The sequence below is a fragment of the Paraburkholderia sp. UCT2 genome, from assembly GCF_014397665.1.
In the GTDB taxonomy this organism is placed as follows: domain Bacteria; phylum Pseudomonadota; class Gammaproteobacteria; order Burkholderiales; family Burkholderiaceae; genus Paraburkholderia; species Paraburkholderia tuberum.
Map to the genome: position 1 here is coordinate 44,730 of NZ_VZQO01000031.1, position 22,691 is coordinate 67,420.

The 22,691-nt window shown below is 64.2% G+C and carries 19 protein-coding genes; 12 read left to right on the top strand and 7 right to left on the bottom strand.

What is annotated here, in order from left to right:
• Positions 1-305: 305 nt before the first annotated feature.
• The 3 genes from F6X39_RS23785 to F6X39_RS23795 form a co-directional block, all read right to left on the bottom strand.
• Complete coding sequence (locus F6X39_RS23785) at positions 306-1,604, bottom strand: MFS transporter (RefSeq protein WP_187618353.1); 1,299 nt, start codon at positions 1,602-1,604, stop codon at positions 306-308.
• A gap of 45 nt (positions 1,605-1,649) precedes the next feature.
• Positions 1,650-2,444, bottom strand: a complete 795-nt coding sequence (locus F6X39_RS23790) for an NAD-dependent epimerase/dehydratase family protein (RefSeq protein ID WP_184067005.1) — start codon at positions 2,442-2,444, stop codon at positions 1,650-1,652.
• A gap of 356 nt (positions 2,445-2,800) precedes the next feature.
• Positions 2,801-3,622: an alpha/beta fold hydrolase gene (locus F6X39_RS23795; RefSeq protein ID WP_187618354.1), complete on the bottom strand. Its 822-nt coding sequence runs from the start codon at positions 3,620-3,622 to the stop codon at positions 2,801-2,803.
• 623 nt (positions 3,623-4,245) lie between these two features.
• Here F6X39_RS23795 and F6X39_RS23800 point away from each other — a divergent pair.
• The 4 genes from F6X39_RS23800 to F6X39_RS23815 all read left to right on the top strand — a co-directional run bounded on the left by F6X39_RS23800 (position 4,246) and on the right by F6X39_RS23815 (position 7,865).
• Positions 4,246-5,670 carry a cytochrome ubiquinol oxidase subunit I gene (locus F6X39_RS23800; protein ID WP_187618355.1) on the top strand — a complete coding sequence of 475 codons (1,425 nt, stop codon included), beginning with the start codon at positions 4,246-4,248 and terminating at the stop codon, positions 5,668-5,670.
• Positions 5,671-5,694: 24 nt separating this feature from the next.
• Positions 5,695-6,699 (top strand): cytochrome d ubiquinol oxidase subunit II, encoded by a 1,005-nt coding sequence (gene cydB / locus F6X39_RS23805; RefSeq protein WP_187610209.1) that lies wholly within the window; start codon positions 5,695-5,697, stop codon positions 6,697-6,699.
• Positions 6,674-6,871 (top strand): hypothetical protein, encoded by a 198-nt coding sequence (locus F6X39_RS23810; protein ID WP_187618391.1) that lies wholly within the window; start codon positions 6,674-6,676, stop codon positions 6,869-6,871. Before cydB ends, F6X39_RS23810 begins: the two co-directional genes overlap by 26 nt.
• A 226-nt stretch (positions 6,872-7,097) precedes the next feature.
• The gene (locus F6X39_RS23815) at positions 7,098-7,865 is read left to right on the top strand and encodes a response regulator transcription factor (RefSeq protein WP_187618356.1); all 768 of its coding nucleotides are present in this window, start codon (positions 7,098-7,100) and stop codon (positions 7,863-7,865) included.
• A gap of 46 nt (positions 7,866-7,911) precedes the next feature.
• On the opposite strand, the gene F6X39_RS23820 is transcribed toward F6X39_RS23815, so the two are convergent.
• Positions 7,912-9,804 carry a hybrid sensor histidine kinase/response regulator gene (locus F6X39_RS23820; protein WP_187618357.1) on the bottom strand — a complete coding sequence of 631 codons (1,893 nt, stop codon included), beginning with the start codon at positions 9,802-9,804 and terminating at the stop codon, positions 7,912-7,914.
• 405 nt (positions 9,805-10,209) lie between these two features.
• On the opposite strand from F6X39_RS23820, the gene F6X39_RS23825 reads away from it, so the two are divergent.
• The 3 genes from F6X39_RS23825 (at position 10,210) to F6X39_RS23835 (ending at position 15,157) form a co-directional block, all read left to right on the top strand.
• Positions 10,210-11,001 (top strand): hypothetical protein, encoded by a 792-nt coding sequence (locus F6X39_RS23825; protein WP_187618358.1) that lies wholly within the window; start codon positions 10,210-10,212, stop codon positions 10,999-11,001.
• Positions 11,002-11,253: 252 nt separating this feature from the next.
• Positions 11,254-14,670 (top strand): alpha/beta fold hydrolase, encoded by a 3,417-nt coding sequence (locus F6X39_RS23830; protein WP_187618359.1) that lies wholly within the window; start codon positions 11,254-11,256, stop codon positions 14,668-14,670.
• 313 nt (positions 14,671-14,983) lie between these two features.
• Positions 14,984-15,157, top strand: a complete 174-nt coding sequence (locus F6X39_RS23835) for a hypothetical protein (RefSeq protein ID WP_262414789.1) — start codon at positions 14,984-14,986, stop codon at positions 15,155-15,157.
• Positions 15,158-15,175: 18 nt separating this feature from the next.
• Here the strand turns inward: F6X39_RS23835 and F6X39_RS23840 are convergent, their stop codons facing one another.
• On the bottom strand, positions 15,176-16,618 hold the full coding sequence (locus F6X39_RS23840; protein ID WP_187618361.1) for an FAD-binding oxidoreductase: 1,443 nt from the start codon (positions 16,616-16,618) through the stop codon (positions 15,176-15,178).
• Between the two features lie 11 nt (positions 16,619-16,629).
• Positions 16,630-17,604 (bottom strand): isopenicillin N synthase family dioxygenase, encoded by a 975-nt coding sequence (locus F6X39_RS23845; RefSeq protein ID WP_187618362.1) that lies wholly within the window; start codon positions 17,602-17,604, stop codon positions 16,630-16,632.
• Between the two features lie 238 nt (positions 17,605-17,842).
• Between F6X39_RS23845 and F6X39_RS23850 the strand changes: the two genes are divergently transcribed.
• From F6X39_RS23850 to hutC (F6X39_RS23870), 5 genes are all read left to right on the top strand, one after another.
• Entirely contained in the window at positions 17,843-18,670 is an 828-nt protein-coding gene (locus F6X39_RS23850; RefSeq protein ID WP_187618363.1) for a transporter substrate-binding domain-containing protein, read from the top strand.
• An 88-nt stretch (positions 18,671-18,758) separates the two neighbouring features.
• The gene (locus F6X39_RS23855; RefSeq protein ID WP_187618364.1) at positions 18,759-19,409 is read left to right on the top strand and encodes an amino acid ABC transporter permease; all 651 of its coding nucleotides are present in this window, start codon (positions 18,759-18,761) and stop codon (positions 19,407-19,409) included.
• Positions 19,410-19,437: 28 nt separating this feature from the next.
• A complete protein-coding gene (locus F6X39_RS23860) occupies positions 19,438-20,100 on the top strand; it encodes an amino acid ABC transporter permease (RefSeq protein WP_187618365.1) in 663 nt (220 codons plus the stop codon).
• A gap of 13 nt (positions 20,101-20,113) precedes the next feature.
• Positions 20,114-21,001 carry an amino acid ABC transporter ATP-binding protein gene (locus tag F6X39_RS23865; protein ID WP_316251718.1) on the top strand — a complete coding sequence of 296 codons (888 nt, stop codon included), beginning with the start codon at positions 20,114-20,116 and terminating at the stop codon, positions 20,999-21,001.
• The gene (gene hutC / locus F6X39_RS23870; protein WP_187618366.1) at positions 20,998-21,810 is read left to right on the top strand and encodes a histidine utilization repressor; all 813 of its coding nucleotides are present in this window, start codon (positions 20,998-21,000) and stop codon (positions 21,808-21,810) included. The genes F6X39_RS23865 and hutC (F6X39_RS23870) overlap by 4 nt, the downstream gene beginning before the upstream one ends.
• Before the next feature lie 20 nt (positions 21,811-21,830).
• Here hutC (F6X39_RS23870) and hutC (F6X39_RS23875) read toward each other — a convergent pair whose 3' ends face one another.
• Positions 21,831-22,616 carry a histidine utilization repressor gene (gene hutC / locus F6X39_RS23875; protein WP_187618367.1) on the bottom strand — a complete coding sequence of 262 codons (786 nt, stop codon included), beginning with the start codon at positions 22,614-22,616 and terminating at the stop codon, positions 21,831-21,833.
• Positions 22,617-22,691: the final 75 nt, after the last annotated feature.

The following is a 22,691-nucleotide window of genomic DNA, read 5'->3' on the forward strand; positions in this document are numbered from 1 at the left end:
TGCATGCGCCCGATAAGTTGCAGTTATTCCTGCCAGGAGAACACGGCGATTGCAAACACGACCCGTTTCGAATGCAAGCAACTACAACAATGGGCAGGATTTTGGTCCGGAATTATGGGCTACACGACGGCTTCATTTCTTGACGAATTAAAGAGGCTTCTCAGCGAGTAGTTTGTCGCGATGCTCGCGCCACAACACCAGCATCCGGTCGATCGCCTCAAAACCCGCAAATAAAAAAACGGCGCCCACTCATGGGCGCCGCTTCTTTCACAACATCGGCCCACTAAAGCCGACCGCACTTCGCCTTACTTCGCCGTCACCGCACCGGCCGACGCCCACTTCGGCTCCGGCATCTTTTCCGAACTCCTGGCCATCAGGCAGACCACGACCGCGGCGATCAGATCGAACACCGCCAGCACGACGAATAGCGGGCTATAGCCGATCTGCGTGACGAGCACACCGAACAGCGCGGTGAACGCCGCGGCGCCCAGATATCCAGCCATGCCGCCCATGCCCGTCGCGGTCGCGACCTCGTGCTTGCCGAACATGTCCGAGGTGATCGCGTACAGTGCACCCGACAACGTCTGGTGCGCGAAGCCGCCGACGCACAGCAGCGCCACCGCCATGTACGGGCTCTCGACGAGACCGACGCACGCCGGCCCGATCATGAACAGCGCACCGACCACGAACACCATCTTGCGCGACGTGAACAGCGACACCTTCGCGTACTTGTGGAACAGCGGGCTCAGATAACCGCCGAGCACGCAGCCGATGTCGGCGGCGAGGAACGGCATCCACGCGAACATCGCGACTTCCTTCAGGTTCATGTGACGCTCGGTCATCATGTACAACGGAATCCACGCGTTGAACGTTTGCCAGGCCGGCTCGGACAGAATTCGCGGAATACCGATCGCCCAGAAATCGCGGCTCGCCAGCATCGCGCGCCAGTTGCGCTTCGGCGTGTTGATGTCATCGTGATGCTTCGCTTCCTGGCCGCTCAGAATGTAGTCGCGCTCCGCGTTGCCCAGCAGCTTCTGGTTGCGCGGATGCTTGTAGATGATCATCCACAGCACGCTCCATACGATACCCGCCGCGCCGACGATCACGAACGCGAGTTGCCAGCGGCCGTGAAACAGTGCCCACACGACGAGCGGCGGCGCAAGCAGCGCGCCAATCGACGAGCCAATGTTGAACCAGCCGATCGCAACCGACCGCTCTTTCGCCGGGAACCACTCGCTGGTCGCCTTCACGCCAGCCGGAATCCCGGCCGATTCGGCGAGACCCAGGATACCGCGGAACACGGCGAGGCTGCGCCAGCCCGTCGCCCATGCCGCCGCCGCGCAAGCCACCGACCACGCCAGTGCGAACACCGCGAAGCCGACCTTGGTGCCGATCGTGTCGAGCACGAAACCGGCGACCGGCTGCATGAACGCATAGCAGAGCTGCCACGCCACGACCACGTGCGAATACTGCTCGGTCGTGATGTTCAGCTCCTTCATCATCGTCGGAGCCGCGACCGACAACGTGTTACGCGCCAGGTAATTGATGATCAGGCCGGCCGCGACCAGCGCGACCATCCACCAGCGAATACCCTTGATCTTCATTGCTGCCACTCCTCGTGATGCAATGCCCGTCAAACCGAACGGGACTTAAGCCTTGCGCGAATAGTCGATGCCGACGAAGCTACCGCCCTGGTAGCGCTGGCACAGTTCATCGAGCGGATTCGGGCGCGACAGGATGTCTTGCGCGTAGTCCTCGGCGTTCTGCTTCGGCTCGTAGCCGAGGCGCGCGGCGCCGCTGTTGTCCCACCAGCTGCGCGTATTGGCCGACACGCCCCAGATGGTCAGGAAGCCGACGTCTTCCGCTTCGATGCAGCGCTCGAGGAAATGCATCAGGTCCTTGTGGCCGAACCAGGTGCTCAGATGGCGCTGCTCGGTCGGACGCTCGAGGCAACTGCCGATCCGCACGCACACGCTTTCGATGCCGTGCTTGTCCCAGTACATACGCGCGAGCGCTTCGCCCCACACCTTCGACAGGCCGTAGAAGCCGTCCGGGCGCAGTTCGCAGTCGAGGCTCAGATGCTCGGTGACCGGGTACATGCCGATCGCGTGGTTCGAGCTCGCGAACACGATGCGCTTCACGCCGTTGCGGCGCGCGCCTTCGTAGACTTCGACGAGGCCGCGCAGGTTGTTCTCGATGATCTCGGGCAGCGGACGCTCGACGCTCGTGCCGGCGAAATGGATCAGCACGTCCACGCCGTTCAGCAGACGGTCGACCACCGCCGGATCGCGCAGGTCGCCGTTCATCACGTCTTCGCCGTCGACGAGCGGCGTCAGTACTTTGGAGCCCGCGGCCGAGCGCAACGGCACGCCGCGCGCGACGAATTCAGCACGTACCACGGAGCCGAGCTGGCCGCCGGCGCCACTCAGGGCAATCTTCTTCATAGGGGTTCCTTTTACTGCGCCGCGCGCGAGGTCTTCAGAGAACAGACAGAGGATCTGAGCGGCCGGCGAATCGCGCTGCGCGCGTCGCATAACACACTCAAGTTGTACGATAACGTACTATCAACGATGGACAAGCGGATTTCAACTCCGCATTTACCCTTAAATTACTGCGCGGCGGTTTCGTACCTCGTTAAAAAACAAAGGCATAGGAACGTCACGTTCGTGCGACATCGTATAACTAATTGGATTTTTGTTCCAGGAGTGGATTTACGCGACGCCAGCGGGCGCGTGGCGTCCGACGCGAGCGGCGTCCGTATGCCGCCCGCGCCCTCAACAGATCACATCGTTACGTTCGCTCAGGCGCCGATGAATTCGAGCAGATCGGCATTGACCTTGTCGGCCTCCACCGTGCACATGCCGTGTTGGCCGCCCGGATAAACCTTCAGCGTGGCATTCTTGACGATCTCCGCGGTGCGTCGGCCGGCTGCGTCGATCGGCACGATCTGGTCGTCGTCGCCGTGCAGCACCAGGGTCGGCACGTCGATCTTTTTCAGATCTTCGGTGTAGTCGACTTCGGAGAACTGCTCGATGCAGTCATATAGCCCCTTGATCGAACCGGCCATGCCCTGGCGCCAGAATGAATCGATCACGCCCTGCGACACCGTCGCGCCCTCCCGGTTGTAGCCGTAGAACGGCACGGCCAGATCCTTGAAGAACTGCGAGCGATCGTTCGCGACGCCCTTGCGGATGCCGTCGAACACGTCGATCGGCAGGCCGAGCGGATTATCGGCGGTCTTCAGCATCAGCGGCGGCACCGCGCCGATCAGCACAGCCTTCGCGACGCGCCCCGTGCCATGCCGGCCGATGTAATGCGCAACTTCGCCACCGCCTGTCGAATGGCCGACCAGCGTCGCGTCCTGCAGATCGAGATGTTCGATCAGCGCGGCGAGATCGTCGGCGTAGGTGTCCATCTCGTTGCCGTCCCATGGCTGCTCCGAGCGGCCGTGACCGCGCCGGTCGTGCGCGATCACGCGAAAGCCCTTGCTGCCGAGAAACAGCATCTGCGCATCCCACGCATCGGCGGTCAGCGGCCATCCGTGCGAAAACACGACCGGGCGGCCATGGCCCCAGTCCTTGTAGAAAATCGAGGTACCGTCTTTCGTTCTGATCGTGCTCATCTGCTGACTCCTTGTCGATGAAGTCTGCCGTCGCCGGCAGGTGGATGAAGCGGACGCTGCTCACGAAGTATGCGCGCGACGCATGACAGAACGCCGAGCGAATGCGGCAATGAGTCATGACCTATTGAGAAATTCCGCCGCGAAATAACATCAACACCAAACGAATGGCGAACGGATAATGCGCAACGAATACTGAAGAGAACAAGCTGAAACGGCCAGGCGGCAGCGTGCATCGTAGAAGTAAAAAAATCGCCTGACCAGCACGCCCACCGACGAAGTCGGTTTGGATGGATCGATTGTCGGCTGGCGACAGACACCGCCCGCGACCTTGCCGCGCAAGGCTGCGCGAAACTCATTGCTGCAGCGCGGTCGATTGACGCAGCTCACGCGACGAGGCACACACGGCCACGTATCAGCCGCCAAAAGAAACTTGATATTCAACAACGGCTTGCCTCATCGATAAGCGAATTTCGCATAAAACAAGGCGGTTTTTTGACGCACATCGCGTCGCAGCACTTTTTGTTTCGATCCCCTACTCTTGCGCCATCTGCCCAGCGCAGTGCGCACCGACATCGGTCGACGCGCGTAAGTCCGCTCACGCGGCCATCACGCACAACAGGATCATGAACTCCGCACTATCGGCATTCGATCTCGCGCGCATTCAATTCGCGTTCACCGTTTCTTTTCACATCGTTTTCCCCGCGCTCAGCATCGGTCTCGCCAGTTTCATCGCCGTTCTCGAATGGCGTTGGCTGAAAACCGGCAAGGCCTACTACAAAGATCTTTGTCTGTTCTGGTCGAAGATCTTCGCGGTGGCCTTCGGCATGGGCGTCGTCTCGGGCGTCGTGATGAGCTATCAGTTCGGCACCAACTGGTCGGGCTTCTCGAGTTTCGCCGGGCCGATCACCGGTCCGCTGCTGATGTACGAGGTGATGACCGCATTCTTTCTCGAAGCGGGCTTCCTCGGCATCATGCTGTTCGGCTGGCAGCGCGTGAGTCCGCGGGCGCACTTCGGCGCGACGCTGATGGTCGCGATCGGCACGCTGATCTCGACCTTCTGGATTCTCGCGTCCAATAGCTGGATGCAGACCCCGCAGGGCTTCGAAGTCGTCGACGGTCATGTCGTGCCGCTCGACTGGTTCAAGATCATCTTCAATCCGTCGTTCCCCTACCGGCTCGCGCATATGGCGCTCGCGGCGTTCATCGTCGCGGGGCTGGTGGTCGCGGCGGTCGGCGCGTGGCATCTGCTGCGCGGCCGGCGCGATCCCGCCGTCAAGAAGATGTTCTCGATGGCGCTGTGGCTGCTGTTGATCCTCACGCCGATCCAGGCATTCGTCGGCGATCAGCACGGCCTCAATACGCGCAAGTATCAGCCGGCGAAGATCGCGGCGATCGAAGGCTTGTGGGATACCGAAAAAGGCGGTACCGCGCTGAACCTGTTCGGCATCCCCGACATGAAGGCGGAGACCACGCGCTACGCGGTGTCGGTGCCGCACCTCGGCAGCCTGATCCTCACGCATAGCTGGGACGGCGAAATCCGCGGTCTGAAGGAATTTCCGCCGCAGGACCGGCCGGATTCGACCGTCGTGTTCTGGAGCTTCCGCATCATGGCCGGCCTCGGCGTGCTGATGATCGCGATGTCGATCGCGGCCTGGGTGCTGCGCCGGCGCGGGCGCCTGTTCGAAGCGAAGTGGTTCCAGCGGCTGTGCGTCGCGATGGGGCCGAGCGGCTTCATCACGCTGCTGGCCGGCTGGGTCACCACTGAAGCGGGCCGTCAACCGTGGGTCGTGTACGGCGTGATGCGCACGTCGCAGGCGGTGTCGCCGCTGACCACGCAGCAGGTTGGTTTGTCGCTGATGACGTTCGTGGCCGTCTACTTCCTCGTGTTCGGCACCGGCATCTACTACATGCTCAAGCTGATGCGCTCGGGTCCCGCGCTGCCTGGCGGCACGTCGAACGACATGTCCCACGGCCTGCCGCAGCCGACGCCCGCGCAGACCGCGCGCCGCCCGCTGTCCGCCGCCGATCAGATGATCGACGCCGTCTAACCTACGCTTCGAGAGAAAGAAAAAATGGACGTAACCGTCGTATGGGCCGCGATCATCGCGCTGGGCCTTTTCATGTACGTGGTGCTGGACGGCTTCGACCTCGGCATCGGCATCGTCTTTCCGTTCTTCCCCGACGAAAAGGAACGCGACCTGATGATGAACACGGTCGCGCCAGTGTGGGACGGCAACGAAACCTGGCTCGTGCTCGGCGGCGCCGCGCTGTTCGCAGTGTTTCCGGTCGTCTACTCCACCGTGCTGTCGGCGCTCTATCTGCCGCTCGTGTTCATGCTCGTGTGCCTGATCTTTCGCGGCGTGTCGTTCGAGATCCGCGCGAAGTCGCGGCGCACGAAGCATCTGTGGGATCTCGCATTCATCGGCGGCTCGGCGGGCGCGGCGTTCTTCCAGGGCATCGTGCTCGGCGCGTTCCTGCAAGGCATTCCGGTCGCCGATGGCGCCTATGCCGGCGACGCGTTCGGCTGGCTCACGCCGTTCAGCCTGCTGACGGGCCTCGGACTCGTCGCAACCTACGCGCTGCTCGGCTGCTGCTGGCTCATCGCGAAGACCGAGGGCGATCTGCAGCGACGGCTGCATCGCGTGGTCTGGCCGCTGACGCTGGTGCTGCTCGGCTTCATCGCGCTCGTGAGCCTGTGGACGCCGCTGATGGATGCGGGCATCGCGCAACGCTGGTTCCATGACGGGATCTTCTACCGTCTGCTGCCGGTGCCGTTCCTCGTCGCGATCTGCGCGTTCTTCATGCATCGCGCGGTGCGCGCGCGCCATCACAACACGCCGTTCGTGCTCGCGCTGGCGCTCGTGCTGCTCGGCTATCTCGGGCTGCTCGTGAGTCTGTGGCCGTATGCGATTCCGTCGAGCATCACGCTATGGGAAGCCGCCGCGCCACGCTCGAGCCAGACGTTCACGCTGGCCGGCGCGGCGGTGATCCTGCCGATCATCGTCGCCTATACGACGATGGGTTACTGGGTCTTTCGAGGCAAGGTGCGTCATGGCGACCAACATCACTATCACTGAAACGCGGGGTGCCAGTGCGTCGGCTCCCACCGCCACTGCCGCAACGCGCAGCCGCAAACTGCCGGGCTGGCTCTGGTTCATCGCGCTATGGTGCTTCGGCGTGACCGCGGCGATGTCGCTCGGCTTCGCCTTCAAGCTTCTGATGAATGCGACGCTGTTCGCGGTCAGATAGCGGCGCGCGAACCCGTGTCGATCCGGCGGGCATAACCTTCCGGATCGTGCGCGTCAGCGCTTCAAAAACGGGGCGCGCGGCTCGTCTACGTAGCAAGCCGGAACCTATGCGCGGGAGACCTGCCTTAACATCACGAAGCGCATCGAACGATGCCGGCAGCCGGCCACGCGCATCGCAGCGCAACGGCGGCAGCCCTCAACGGACAGGCTCGACTCGCGGAGACATCATGAAGTTTCTTGTAGCCGACGACCATGAACTGATCCGGCAAGGCGTCAAAGGCATGCTGCGCGGCTTCGATCCCGACGCCCAGTTCGACGAAGCCGACAGCTGGGAAACGCTTGCGACCGCCGCGCGCCCCGACGCGAATCACGATCTGGCGATCGTCGATCTGCATATGCCGGGCATGAGCGGCGCGACGTCGCTCGAAACGCTGCTGAAGGCGAATCCGGCGCTGCCGGTCGTGGTGCTGTCCGCCGAGGAATCGCCCGACGAGATGCGCGCGGTGCTCGCGGCCGGCGCGCTCGGCTTCGTCCCCAAGCGCCAGCCCGCCAGCGTGATGCTGAAGGCGATCGAACTGGTGCTGTCCGGCGGTGCCTATGTGCCGATGGAGGCGCTGAGTCTGCTCGGCTCGCGCGAGACGCAGGCGAGGGCCGATGCGGATGGATCGGCACGTGTGCCGGCCCCGGGTGCCGCCGCGCAAGCCGTCCGCGGGCCGGGCCCCGGCACCGTCCCGCAGCTCGAACCGGTCACGCACGTACCGTCGCTGCAGCCGCATCAGCAGCATCTGCTGGAGAACCTGTCACCACGTCAGCAGGACATCATGCGGCTCGTGCATCGCGGCTGGACCAACAAGATGATCGCGCGCGATCTCGGCGTCGCCGAAGGCACGGTGAAGGTGCATCTGTCGGTGATCTTTCGGGCGCTCGGTGTGCATAACCGGTCGACGGCGATCGCCGTAATCAATGGATGGCTGGAGGCCGGGAAGACGTTGTAGCGCTTTGTGCTGCGCCGCAAGCCAAACCCGTCTTTGCTTCTCGCCTCTAAGGCTGCGTTTCGCTTTGCGCGCCTGAGCCCGCTTCGGCTTGCGGCGAGCCGGCCGCGGCGGGCGACGGCGGTGGGTCGTCCGCCGCTCCGCCCCCCAACACCACCGCACCCGCCGGCCGCCCCTGATCGAGCTCCGCCTGCTGCCACAGCATTTCCAGCGTGCGCCGCAACCGCGCCGGCGTCACCGGCTTGTGCAGCACCGGAATCCCCTGCAACGCGAGCGCCGTCAGTTCCGCCGACGCCATATCGCCGGTGATGAGCAGCGTCACCACATTGCCGTGCCCCTCCCGCGCAAGCACGCCCCGTATCGCGCTCAGCGCCTGCGCGCCGGTGCGGTGATTGGCGAGCTGGTAGTCGCACAGCACCGCGTCGGGCACGAAGCCGTCCGCGAGCGCGGCGAGCGCGCCGGCTTCGTCGCGCGCGCCGCGCACGTCGCAGCCCCAGCGCTCGAGCAGACTCGCGAGGCCTTCGAGTATCGACGGCTCGTCGTCTATGCACAGCACGCGCCGCCCCTGCGCGGCCGGGCCGCCCGCGACCGAATCGTTCAGACTCGCGACGATGCCGCTCGCGTCACCCGCCTGCACCGCAAAGCGGAACACCGAGCCGCGCCCCGGCGCCGAGCGCAGCTGCAACTCGCCGCCGAGCAGGCCGACGAGCCGCCTGACGGTCGGCAGCCCGAGTCCATGCCCCTGACGCGCGTCGCGCTGCGGATTCTCGACCTGGTAAAACTCCTCGAAAACGCGCTCGTGCTCCTGCGGCGCCATGCCGACGCCCGAATCGCGCACCTCTATATAGCCGCCCTTCTGTCGCCCCGCGCGCCGGAAGCCGAGCCAGATCGCGCCTTGCTCCGTATAACGCACCGCGTTCGACAGCAGATTGCTCAACACGCGTTCGAGCAACACCGGATCGTCGTAGACGACCATCGTCGTAGGCGCGATGCGCAGCGCGAGCCCCTTCGCCGCGGCCTGCGGACGATACTGGCTACCGACCCGTTCGAACAGCTCGGAGAGCCGGAAGTGCAACCGGATCACCTGGGTCACGCCGCTTTCGAGCCGCGCGAGATCGAGCACCTGGTTGAACAGCTGATTGAGCGCCTCGACGTTATAGACGATGTGCCCGGCCGTCTTCGCGTGCTGCGCGGGCGTCGCCGCCGGATCGTTCAGAGATGCCGCAAGCAGGCCGATCGCATGCAGCGGCTGACGCAGATCGTGGCTTGCCGCCGCGAAAAAGCGCGTCTTCGCGAGGCTCGCTTCTTCGGCGACGCGCTTTTGCGCGGCCAGCGATTCCGCGAGGTATTGCTGATCGACACGCGCCTGCACGACCTGGCGAAACAGCTTGCGATAGCTCATCGCGTAGACGTTGATCGCGCAGAAGAAGAACGCGAGCACGATCGCGAGAATCGTGCGATCGAACGTATGCGAGCCGAAATGCAGCACGATCGACGGCAGCAGCAGAAACGGAATCGACGTCGAAAAATTGAGGAGATCGAATCCATTCGACATGAACACGCCGGCCGCGAGCGTCACCAGCAGTACGGTATGCAATAACGGCAGATCGGTTTGCGGACTCTGGAACGCGAACCACACCGCGAAGCCCGGCCCGCTATAGAGGAGCACACCGCGCAGCGCGTGCAGATAGATCCAGTCGCGCGGCGAGACGAGCTGCGGATAACGGCGATTGCAAATCCACAGCGCCAGGCCCGCGCAATTGGCGAGCGCATAAAAAACGAAGCACGCGATAAACAGCGGCGGGGCCGGCACATGCGGCCAGTAGATCGCCACCAGTACCGCGATCGAAAACCAGTGCGAAAAGAACGCGATCGGATCCTGCGCGTAGAGCACGCGCACGAGGTCTTCGTCGATGGCACGCTGGATCGGGTCGGCCCGCATGGGGCGGTCTCCTCTGTCGATCGGCGTGAGCGCTTTAGCGCCTACGCCGATCCCACGCAGCTTTATCGCGCGGGCATGGCAACTTCGTTGAGACGAAATACTGACGAAGCGGCGGCGCTCCGGCACTTCGTGGCAACCGCGGGTCGAATCGGGCGACCGAACGCGCCGCCCGCGCGGTCTATTCTACGGCGAATGCCCGCTCTTCAGACGAATCGTCAGCAATCCACCGGAAGGTTTACCCGGCAGTTTACCCATCAGCTAACACTTAATCCATATAGGCGACGGCCTTGCCGCGAACCATACTGCATTCACGTTTCAGCGCGGCATTTCAGCCACCTTCCCTCGACTCGCGGCCCACGCGCCGCGGCTCGCCGCGCTCCCTGCCAACAGTGACGGAGGTTTTCCATGGGCGCAGTCCCGAGCTACGAGTTCGCCCGCCAACTCGACGACGCGATCCTCCCCGATCTGTGGCGCAGACGCACCCGGCTCTCAGCGGACGAAATGGTGTCGATGGTCGAACTGGTCAAGCGCGCGTTGCGGACCTACCACCCGCTCGAATTGCAGGCGCTCGGCGAGGACAAGGAAGAACTGGTCGCTCAGTTCATCTACGCGAAGGTGTTGCGACTCGCGCCCGGCCACACCGAAACGAACGCGCGCGCCGACAGCGCACCGTCCAACAGCTACGCGGTATGCGCGTATTTCCGCCGCTATCTGATCGACTGCCTGCGCAGCGCGTGCCATCAGCGCAATGTGTCGATGGAGACCGAGGGCGTCGCGCAGGAAATCGATCTGCACGCGCACGCGCTCGAAGACCCGGTGGAAAGCGTGCTGCTGCAATACGGCCTCGACGAACAGCGCGTGCGGCGCGCGGCGCGCGAGTTCATCGAAGGGCTCGACGAACCCGAGCGGATCGTGCTGGCCGGCAGCCTCGGCTGGTGCTCCGAAGGCAAAGGCGGGCTTTCGGCGGTCGCGGCTCGGCATCGGGTGCCCTCTTATCACTATCGCGCCGTCAAACTCGGCGTCACCATGAAAAAGACGGCCGGCGCCGAGGAATTTTCCAACACCGAGCTCGGCCGCTGGCTCACCGACGCGCTCGGCATCGAGATCGACGTCGACAATCGCGCGGCGATTCTGGTTGCGCTGAATCTGCTCGCGGCGGAATCGAGCGATAGCGAATTCTATGAAGTGGCCGCGTAATAGTTCGGATAACCAACAGGCCACATAAGAAGCGCGGTAAGTGCGCATGCCCGTACGGCCAGGTACACCCGGCAACGGCCGGCCGGGCGTGCAGCCCTGAACGTCGCACGCTACGACTTCGGCGCGCCCTCCACGGCGCGCTTTTTTTGCACCGATATTCCGCCTACGATAAAAAAGCTCCCACAGCACGCCGTCTTTGTTCCGAAGTCGAGCTTCCATTCCCCGCATCCGATTCCAGACGAGGTGGTCCTGATGAACCGCTTATCGAGCGCGCCGACGGCGCTGCAACGGCATTACGAGGTGGTCGTGATCGGCTCGGGCTACGGCGGCGCGATTGCCGCGAGCCGCATGGCGCGCGCGGGCCGGCGCGTGTGCGTGCTCGAGCGCGGCCGCGAATTCATGGCCGGCGAGTATCCGCGCACGCCCGTGCAGGGCGTCGAGCAGATCCAGTACAACACGGCCGAGGCGCAGATCGGTTCGCCGCTCGCGCTGCTCGAAGTGCACGTAAATGAAGACGTCAACGCGGTGGTGGGCTGTGGGCTCGGCGGGACGTCTCTGATCAATGCGAACGTCGCGCTCAAGGCCGATCCGCGCCTGTGGGACGACCCGCGCTGGCCGGCCGCGCTGCGCGCCGACCAAGCCGGACGCGACGACGGCTATGCGCTCGCCTGGAAAATGCTGTCACCGTCGCCGGTGCCCGACGATTTCCCGCCGCTGCCGAAGCTGCAAGCGCTCGAAAAATCGGCCCAGGCGCTCGGCATGGCCGACCGCTTCAGCCGTCCGCCGATCACGGTCACGTTCAAGGACGGCCCGAACGCGGCGGGCGTCGAGCAGCAGCGCTGCGTCGGTTGCGGCGATTGCAACTCCGGTTGCAACTACGACGCGAAGAATTCGACCCACATGAACTATCTGCCCGACGCGGTCGCCCACGGCGCGCAGATTTTCACCGGCACGGCCGTGCATTCGGTACTGCGCGATCCCGACACGCAGCAATGGAAGGTCAACTTCCAGCTCGTGAAGCTCGGCCGCGAAAGCTACGACGCGCCCGATCTGTTCGTGCTGGCCGATGTCGTCATCGTCGCGGCGGGCACGATCGGCTCGACGGCGCTGCTGCTGCGCTCGCGCGAGGCGGGCTTGAGCATGTCGGAGATGCTCGGCCAGCATTTCACCGGCAACGGCGACGTGCTCGCCTTCGCGTACAACACCGGGGACACGATCAACGGCGTCGGCTGGGGCGAGCACAAGCCGGGGCAGATTCCGCCGGTCGGGCCGACCATCACCGGCCTGATCGACAATCGCGCCGACGAGAAAAACGTCAAGGATGGCTATGTGATCGAGGAAGGCTCGCTGGCCGGTGCGGTCGGCGAGGCGCTCGTCGGCATGCTCGGCGCGGTCGCGCCGCTCGAAGGCGTGGATGCGGCTGGAGCCCCGTCGCTGCTCCAGCGCATGAGTTATGACGCGCGTGCGCTCGAAAGCCTGATCCGCGGCCCGTACCACGGTGCGATGAATCACACGCAAAGCTACCTCGTGATGGCGCACGACGACGAAAGCGGCCGCATCACGGTCGGCGACAAAGGCCGTGCGCGCATCGAATGGAAAAACGCGGGACGCCAGCCGATCTTCCAGAGCATCGAGAACGTGCTGATCGAGGCGACCAAACCGCTCGGCGGCAAATATCTGCGCAACCCGATTTCGACGAAGATCGCCGGCCGGCGCACCGTCACCGTGCATCCGCTCGGCGGCTGCGGCATGGGCGAGGACGCCGCGCATGGCGTGGTCGATCATCTGGGCCGCGTGTTCAGCGACACGGCCGGCGTCGCGGTGCACGACGGCCTCTACGTGATGGACGGCGCGGTGATGCCGATGTCGCTCGGCGTCAATCCGCTGCTGACCATCTCCGCGCTCGCAGAGCGCAATTGCGCGCTGCTGGCCAAAGCGCACGACTGGTCGATCGACTACATGTCGAGGGGCACCGCCGCCGCGCCGCCCGCACAGAAGATCGGCCTGCGCTTCACCGAGACGATGGTCGGCACCTACACGCCCAGCGTGGCGGGCGAAGCCGCGAAGAGCCCGATCGAATTCACGCTGACGGTCGAGTCCGACGATCTCGCCGACATGCTGAGCAACCCGAATCACCTCGCGCGCACCGCCGGCACACTGACCTGCCCCGCCCTGTCCGCCCAACCGCTGACGATCAGCGACGGCACCTTCAACCTGTTCGTCGTCGACGAATCCGACGTCGACGAACGCAACATGAACTACCGGATGACGCTCGACGCGGTCGAAGGCAACACCTGGTATCTGACCGGCAAGAAGATCATCACGCGCACGTCGCCGATCAACCTGTGGGAGCAGACCAACACGCTGTATGCGGAGATTCGCGCCGCGGCGCGGGACGATGCGCCCGTCGTCGGCACCGCGACGCTGATCATCACGCCCGAAAACTTCCTGAAGCAGCAGCGCACGCTCGAAGTCACACACGCGCCCGACCTGAAGACGCGCCTCGAATGGACGCTGAAGTTCGGCAAGTTCTTCGCGGGCGTGCTGTTCACCGAATACGGCGGCGTGGCCGCGCCGCTGCAGTTCTACGATCCATACATACCGCCGCGCGCGAAACGCACGCTGCGCGCGCCGGCGCCGCAGGTCACGTACTTCGACACACCCGACCGCACGCGGCTCAAGCTCACGCGCTACTGCGATCCGGCCGCGGGCAAAGCCGCGAAGCCGATCCTGCTGATCCACGGCTCGGGCGTATCGAGCCGCATCTTCTCGACCGATCTGATACCGACCAACCTCGTCGAATATCTGTACGCGTCGGGCTACGACGTGTGGCTCGTCGATCTGCGCGTCAGCATCGAACTGCCGAGCGTGCTCGTGCCGACCAACGTCGACAAAGTCGCGCGCGAGGACATTCCCGCCGCCGTCGCGAAGATTCGCGAAGTGACCGGCGCGCCGAACATTCAGGTACTCGGCCACTGCCTGGGCGGCCTCGCGCTCAGCATGTCGCTTCTCCATGGACTCGACGGTGTGCGCTCGGCGGTGATTTCGCAGGTGTCCGCGCATCCGGTGCCGGGCACCTTGCAACGGATCAAGGCCGGCTTGCATATTCCCGACCTGATGCAGCATCTGCGCATACGCGAGCTCACCGCCTATACGCAGGAAGATTCGTGGCCCGCGAACCTGTTCGACGAAGCGCTGCGTCTCTATCCGCTCGATCACGGCGAGGGCTGCGGCAATCCGATCTGTCATCGCGCGACGTTCCTGTATGGCCTGCTCTACGAGCACGACAAGCTGAACGAGGCGCTGCATGCGAACCTGCAGGAACTGTTCGGCATTCACGACATGGCCGTGTTCCAGCATCTGGCCACGATGGTGCGCGCGGGCCAGGTCGTCGATGCGCGCGGCGACGACGTGTATCTGACCGGCGCGGACGGCATGAAAGGACTCGAGGGCATGCGTTTGCCGATCGGCTTCATTCACGGCGAGAAGAACGAAACCTATCTGCCGGTCAGCACCGCGCGCACTTACGACCTGCTGCGCGAGCGCTTCCCCGAGCAGCCGTACGAGCGGCATCTGATCCCGGGGTATGGGCATATCGACTGCATCTTCGGCAAGAACGCGGCGGTCGATGTTTATCCGTTGATCGTCGGCTATCTGAATGCGCATTGACGGCGAAGCATGGCCGATGCGCCACGCATTCGGACAATAAAAGCCAGGCATAAAACAAGAGATTTTGATGGAAGCCGGCGTGTCGCAATATTGCGTGGATTTGTTCGACCATTATCTCAAAATCACGAGGCGCGATTAATACGTTAGTATCGACCCTCTCGTAAAGGCGAGGCGCAAAGTTCAGGGCTACACGCTTACGGATGGATCGAGGTAACGACAATTGGCGACACTTGCCCGTAGACTTTGCAAGCTGTTTCTTTTTTTGGCTTTGTTTTTGTTATCGGTGCGATATGTCCACACGTACCCATCACCCATGACGCTGGAGCAGCAGCAAATATTGATCGAAATCTCCGATAAGCTCGGAGTGGCCGATTATGAACTGCTTTACATCGCCGCAATGACGGCCATAGATCTGATTGTGGCGATCGTTATTTATGTGCTGATCGTGAAAATATGGCGGACTTGCACGCGAGGCAGAAGTCGTTGATTTGCTTCTCATCGAAACTCAGAACAGCTTGCCCGGATTCAAAATGCCGTTCGGATCGAGCGCACGCTTGATCGCGACCATCGCCGCAAGCTCGGCCGGCGAGCGCGAAATCGGCAGGAACTCGCGCTTCAGCGAACCGATGCCATGTTCCGCCGACACCGACCCGCGCAACGGCCTCAGCATCTCGTAGACGAACGTATAGACCGCGTGATGTTCGACGCCCGGAATCGAATGACCATCCACGGTCAGATGCAGATTCGAATCGCCGATATGCCCGAAGAAATACGCTTCGTTGCCGGGCCAGCGCTGATCGAGCGCCGCGCGGCAACGGTCGACGAACGTGCCGATCTCGCCGATCGGCAGACTCACGTCGAAGTTGATCGGATCGAGCTTGAGCGGAAACTCCGCGGTGCATTCGCGAATCGCCCATAGCGCGCGCGCATCGGCGACCGATTGCGCGATCACCGCGTCGCGCAGCGCGCCCGCTTGCAGCGCATCGGTCAGCGCCTGGGCGAAACGTTCGCCCGCGTCGTCGGCATCGAAGCCCGCGTGTTCGATCAGCGCATAGAGCGGATGCGCGGCGTCGAACGGCGAGCGCGCGCCGGTCAGCTTCACGCCGAAATCGTAGAAGTCCGGCCACATGATCTCGAACGCGCCGATGTCGTTGCCGAAGCGCGTCGCGAGACGGCGCAACAGGCTCACCGCGGCATCGTAATCGTCGAGCGCGACGAGCGCCGTATGGCGCGCCGCACGTCGCGGATGCAGCCGCAGCACCGCGCGCGTGATCACGCCGAGCGTGCCCTCCGAACCGATGAACCAGTGCTTCAGGTCATAGCCGGTGTTGTTCTTGACCATCTTGCCGAGCGAACTGAGCACGTCGCCATTGGCGAGTACCACTTCGAGCCCGAGCACCTGGTCGCGCGCGGTGCCGGACTGGATCACGCGATTGCCGCCCGCGTTGGTCGCGAGATTGCCGCCGATCTGGCATGAGCCGCGCGCGCCGAGGTCGAGCGCTAGTTCGAAGCCCGCTGCTTCGGCGGCTTCCTGCGCGACCTGTAACGTGGTGCCGGCACGTACGGTCAGCGTGGCCGACGCGGTGTCGAGTTCTTCGACGCCGGCCAGACGTTCGAGCGATAACGCGATATCGTCGGCGCGCGCGATCGCGCCGCCCGCGAGTCCGGTCATACCGCCTTGCGGTACCACCGGCTGATGCGCGGCGTGGCAGATCGCGAGCGCACGCGATACTTCGTCGGTCGTGCGCGGCATCAGCAGCGCCGCCGGACGCGTCGGCTCGTGGCGCGTCCAGTCCGTCAGCGCGCGTTCGCCGATCTGCTCGCCGACACGCACCGCGTCGATGCCGAGCACGGCGCGCAAGGCCTCGAGTGTCGTCGCGAGCGGTGCGGTTGCGGTCGGGGTTGCGGTCTGGGTCGTCTTGTCGTCGGTGATGCTCGGTTCTGTCATGCAGGAGGTCCTTACTGTGCGGTAGCGGCGAGTTTCTTGCGATAGCCCATCGAATCGTTGATGCGGCCGAGAATATAGTCGCCCGCGGCGACCGGCTGATATTTGCTTTGCGCGTCGCTCGCGCCGAGCTCACGCGGATCGACGAGCGCGCCGTAGGTCGGATCGTAGAACGTCGCGATCGAATAGCGCTCGCGCCCCGATGCATTGATCACGCGATGCAGCGTCGAGCGGAAGCGGTCGTTGGTCCAGCGCGCGAGCAGATCGCCGACGTTCACGACGAAGCTGCCTTCGACGGGCGGCGCCTCGACCCACGTATCGTTGGCGATTTCGCGCACCTGCAGGCCGCCGACCTGATCCTGCCACAGCAATGTGATGCAGCCGTAGTCGGTGTGCGGCGCGACGCCGAACTGATCTTCGTCCGACTGCTGCGGCTGCGGCGGGTAGTAGACCATTTGCGTGCGCTGCATGCGCTTCGTGTAGCGCGGCGCGAAGAAATTTTCTTCAATGCCGAGACTCACCGCGACCGCGCGCAGCAGATCGGCCCCGCACGCGCCGACCGCCTCGTAATAGTCATACAGCACTGGCCGCAACCCGGGCATGAAGTCCGGCCAATTGTTCGGCCCGCGTAGTGCCTGGCCCGCCAGCACGTCGGGATCGTCTTCCGGCAGTTCGAGGCCGATGCTGAAGAACTCCTTGTAATCGGGCCGCTTCGCCTGATACATCGTCGCGTCGCCAAGCGCATTGAAGCCGCGATGCCGATGATTGACCGCCGCGCGTCGTTTCGTGTCGACCGGAAACGCGAAGAAAGTGCGCGCGGCCTGCGCGGCGGCATCGATCTTCGCTTGCGGCACGCCGTGATTGACGATGTAGAAAAAACCGATCGTCGTACAGGCTTCATGAATTTCCTTCGCGACGCGTCGGAGCGCTTGCTGATCGCCCGCGCGCACGCCGGCGACATCGATGATCGGAATGCGGGTCACGGGCATCGCGCGGCTCCTTCGAGGATCGGTATTGCAGTGGTATATACCGCCAAAAGCAGCGCCGCAAGTTGCTTCGCACGCGTCGATATCAGGGCTTTTCTCTACTCAAGCGAGCATTTATTTTTCACCGGAAACGCGGTATATACTGCCCAGCGAGGCCCGCATCGCGCCGCCGGCGCGGCGGGTCCTAACGAAGACTTCGACACGCCGGCGACCCAACACCAATTCGCCCCCGGAGAACCCCATGCGTATCCTTGCAGGCTGGAAATGTCGTCTGGTCATGCTGGCGCTGTGCGCGGCAAGCGTCGCCGCGCACGCCGAAGACCAGCTCGCCAAAGTGAAGAAAGCCGGCGAACTGGTGGTCGGCACCGAAATGCAGTTCGCGCCATTCGACTTTCTCGAGAACGGTCAGCAAGCCGGCTTCAACAAGGATCTGTTCGCGGAGATCGGCAAGGAAATCGGCGTGAAGGTGCGCTTCATCGATCTGCCGTGGCCGAGTGTGCTGCCCGGTCTCGAAGCGGGCAAGTTCGATATGGTCGGTGGCCCGCTGACGGTCACGAAGGCGCGCATGGAACGCTACACGTACACGCTGCCCGTCGCCGATGCGACCGACGCGCTGCTCAAGCGCGCGAACGATGCGTCGATCAAGCAATCGTCGGATATCGCGGGCAAGACGGTCGGCGCGGGCAAAGGCACCGCGCAGCTGGACCAGCTGAAGAGCTACGCGGCCACGCTGCCGAAGCAGCCTGAAATCCGCGAGTACGTCGACAACAATCAGGCTTACGCGGACCTCGCGGCGGGCCGGATCGCCGCGGCAGCGAACTCGATGACCAACATCGCGTATGTCGCGAAGCAGCGCCCCGAGATGTTCGCGGTCGTGCAGCCGCCGTTCGGCGCGAAGGTGTACTTCGCGTATGCATTGCGTAAGGACGCCGACAGCAAACCGCTCGCCGACGCGTTCAACGCAGCGCTCGTGAAGATGCAGAAGGATGGCCGCCTCGCCGCGTTGCAGAAAAAGTGGTTCGGTGTCGCGATGGAGATGCCGTCCACGATGCCCACGCCGAACTACTGAGCGTCTTCAACGTGGGCGTCCCGCGTCGGGCAATAGTTTCGCCGTCGCGCGGCGCGCGTCGCCCTTCCCCTTCCATCGGCCGCGACCCATGTTCAACACGACCGTCTTCGTTCAGGGCCTGCCGCTGCTGCTGCATGCGGCGCTCGCCACCATCGGCATTTCGCTGACAGGGCTCGTGATCGGATTCTTCGTCGGCATCGGCGTGTGCACCGCGCGGCTGTCGCAGCATCGCGCCGCGCGCCTCGCGGGCGGCGCCTACGTGTTCTTCTTTCGCGGCGTGCCGATGCTCGTGCAGCTGCTGCTCGTGTACTACCTGCTGCCGTTCGCCGGCATCAACGTGTCGCCGATCGTCGCCGCGATCAGCGCGGTGTCGTTGTGCTCGGCCTCGTACATCGCCGAGATTCTGCGCGGCGGTTTTCTGAGCATTCCGCCCGGACATCTCGAAGCCGCGCGCATGCTCGGGCTTTCCCCGCTCGATACGCTGCGGCGCATTCTGGTGCCGCAAGCATTCCGTTTGACGCTGCCGTCGCTCGTCAACGAAATGGTGCTGCTGATCAAGGCTTCTTCGCTGATCTCGGTGGTCGGCGTCGCCGAGTTGACGCGCACCGCGCAGAACATCGCCGCGAGCACTTACCGGCCGCTCGAAGCGTATGTCGCGGCCGGGCTCATCTACTTCGTGATCTGCGGTTCGCTCGCGCTGGTCGCGCATGCGGCCGAACACCGTTTGCAGCACGCCTGAATCGACTCACGTTTAAGCGAACCTCGCCATGCAAACGTTCGACCCGTCCGTCATCACGCACAACCTGCAGCCGATCGCCGCCGGCCTCGCGACGACGCTCGCCAGCTGGGCCGCGGGCGTCGCAATCGGTCTCGCGATCGGCTTCCTGATCGCGGTGCTGCAACTGTTCTGCGGACGCTGGCTGCGCGCCGTGTTGCGTGTCTACATCGAGTTGCTGCGCGGCACGCCGTTTCTCGTGCAGCTGTTTCTGCTGTACTACGCTGGCCCGTCCATCGGCCTCACGCTCGAACCGATGACGGCCGGCATCGTCGGCCTCGGTCTCTACGGCAGCGCGTATTTCGCCGAGGCGTTCCGCTCCGGCTTCCAGTCGGTGCCCAAAGGCCATCTCGAAGCGGCGGCGTGTCTCGGACTCACGCGCTGGCAGGCCATCGTACGCATCCAGGCGCCGCAGATGCTGGTGCTGATCGTGCCCGCGCTGACCAATCTGATCATCGTGTTGAGCAAGGAAACGGCAGTGCTGTCGATCGTCACGGTGCCCGAACTGACGTTCGTGCTGACCGGCATCGGCTCGGCCACCTTCGCTTTCGTCGAAACCCTGCTGGTGCTGTGCGTGTGCTATCTCGCTCTAGTCGAGCTGACCTCGCGCGCGGGCATGTGGGCCGAAGCCCGCCTCGCACGCTTCATGGCATGATTCCGGAACACCTATGAACGCCATCGCCGACATGTCCTCCCCCGCGCAATCTTCCGCGCCGTCCGCCAGCGCAACGGCGAACGCATCGAATGCCGCGCCGCTGATCGAGGTGCGCGATCTGCGCAAACGCTTCGGCGATGTCGAGGTGCTGCGCGGCGTCGATCTCGAGATCGCGCGCTCGGAAGTGGTCTGCGTCATCGGCCCGTCGGGCTCGGGCAAGAGCACGCTGCTGCGCTGCCTCGCCGCGCTCGAAACCTACGATCACGGCGACGTGCGCATCGAAGGCGAGCTGCTCGGCTATACCGAGCGCAACGGCAAACGCGTGCGCGCCTCGCAGGGCGAGATCAACCGCGTGCGCCGCAACGTCGGCATGGTGTTCCAGCAGTTCAACCTGTGGCCGCACATGACCGCGCTCGGCAACGTGATGGAAGCGCTGCTGCGCGTGCGGCGCCTGTCGCACGGCGAAGCGCGCCGCCGCGCGAGCGCGATGCTGGAGACGGTCGGCCTCTCGCACAAGGGCGACGCGTATCCGGCGAAACTGTCGGGCGGTCAACAGCAACGCGTCGCGATTGCGCGCGCACTCGCGATGGAGCCGCACATCATGCTGTTCGACGAACCGACCTCGGCGCTCGATCCGGAGCTGGTCGGCGAGGTGCTGCAGGTGATGAAGCAGCTCGCGCGCGACGGCATGACGATGGCCGTGGTCACGCACGAAATGGGTTTTGCCGCGCAGGTCGCCGACAAGGTCGTATTCATCGATCAAGGCCGCATCGCCGTGCAGGGCAAACCGCGCGACGTGTTTCACGATGCCGCGCAGCCGCGTCTGCGGCAGTTTCTGCAAAACTACTTCGACCGCAATGCGTTCTGGACGCGCGGCCCCGACGACAGCCCGCCCCTATGAGCGCCACCGTTCGCAACAAGCCTCATGGCAAATCGTCCGCCAGCGCGGCCAGCGCCGCGGCCAAAATCGTGCGCGGCAGCGACGAAGCGCCGGCCGCGCGCTACGAGCAGGTCAAACAGCACATTCGCCAGATCATCGGCTCGGGCGAACGCCAGGCGGGCGACCGTCTGCCTTCGGAGCTCGACCTCGTCGCGACGCTCGGCGTCTCGCGCATGACGGTCAACCGCGCGCTGCGCGAACTCGCCGACGCGGGGCTCGTCACGCGCCTATCGGGCGTCGGTACTTTCGTCGCGCCGAATAAGCCACAGTCCACGCTATTGATGATCGCCCATATCGGCGACGAGATCCGCTCGCGCGGCCACGCTTATCGCTGCGATATGGTGCTGTTGCAGCGCGAGACCGCGTCGGTCACGGTGTCGAACGCCTTGGGGCTGGCGCCGGGCGCTTCGGTGTTTCATGTGATCTGCGTGCATCGCGAGAACGGTCTGCCGGTGCAGCTCGAAGATCGCTATGTGAATCCGGCCGTCGCGCCGGATTTTCTGCAGCACGATTTCTCGGCGCTGAAGCCGTCCGAGTATCTGCTGACGGTCGTGCCGATGCACGATCTCGAACACGTGGTCGACGCGGCGCTGCCGACGCCTGCCGAAGCAGAGCTGCTCGAAATTCACGCCGAAGAACCGTGCCTGACGCTGACGCGCCGCACATGGACGGGCGGCGTCGCCGTGACGTTCGCGCGTTTCGTGCATCCGGGTTCGCGCTACCGGCTCGGCTGCCGCTTTTCGCCGAATACCTCGCAGCGCCAGGGATAAAGCACGCTTCCGAACCCGTACTAGACGGTCCCCGCCAGATGAAAACGCGACGCCGGATGCCATAGCCGCACCGACGTCGCGACGTTCTCGCCGACCCACGTGCGCCGCCACAGCAGCAGACACGGCTCGCCGATATCCATCATCAGATGACGCCGCACATGGGCGTCGGGCTTTTGCGCGTAGATGCGAAACTCGGCGCGCTGCACGGGCGCGAGCCGCACCATGTAGTGATTCGGCGTTTCGACCGAGAAGTCCTGCCGCAGATATTCAGGGAACACCTTCGGATTGACGAAGCGGTCCTCGTACTGGATCGGCTCGCCCTCCTCGCTGTGCACGATGCACGAGTGAAACGCGGGACCGCTCGCGAGACCGAGCGCTTCGAGCGCGTCGGCGTCGTCGCTCGGTTCGAGCGTCAGCACGCGCGCCGAATGACGATGACCGCGCGCGGCGATTTCATCGGCGATATTGCGGATCTCCAGCACCGTCGATTCATACCGCTGCGGCGCGACGAAGGTGCCCGAGCCTTGCACGCGCGTGAGCACGCGCTCGGCGGTCAGCTCGCGCAGCGCGCGCGACACCGTCATGCGCGCGACGCCGAACTCCTTGACCAGTTCCGTTTCGGAAGGGATCAGCCCGCCCGGCTTCCATGCGCCTTCGCTGATGCGCTGAAGCACGTAGCGTTTGATCTGCTCGTAGGCGGGCATCGCCTTGACCGGCGTGTCGCGATCGCGAGCGCGTTCGGCGGAATGCTGTTTCTGCTCGGCCTGTGCGGCGGGCGCCATACGCGCCTGTGTCGTTGTTTTCACTCCAAACCTCATCGGTGGTTCGCCGGTGGTACATGAGGTACACCGTGGCCGGTTCTCCGACGGCCGGGCCCAATC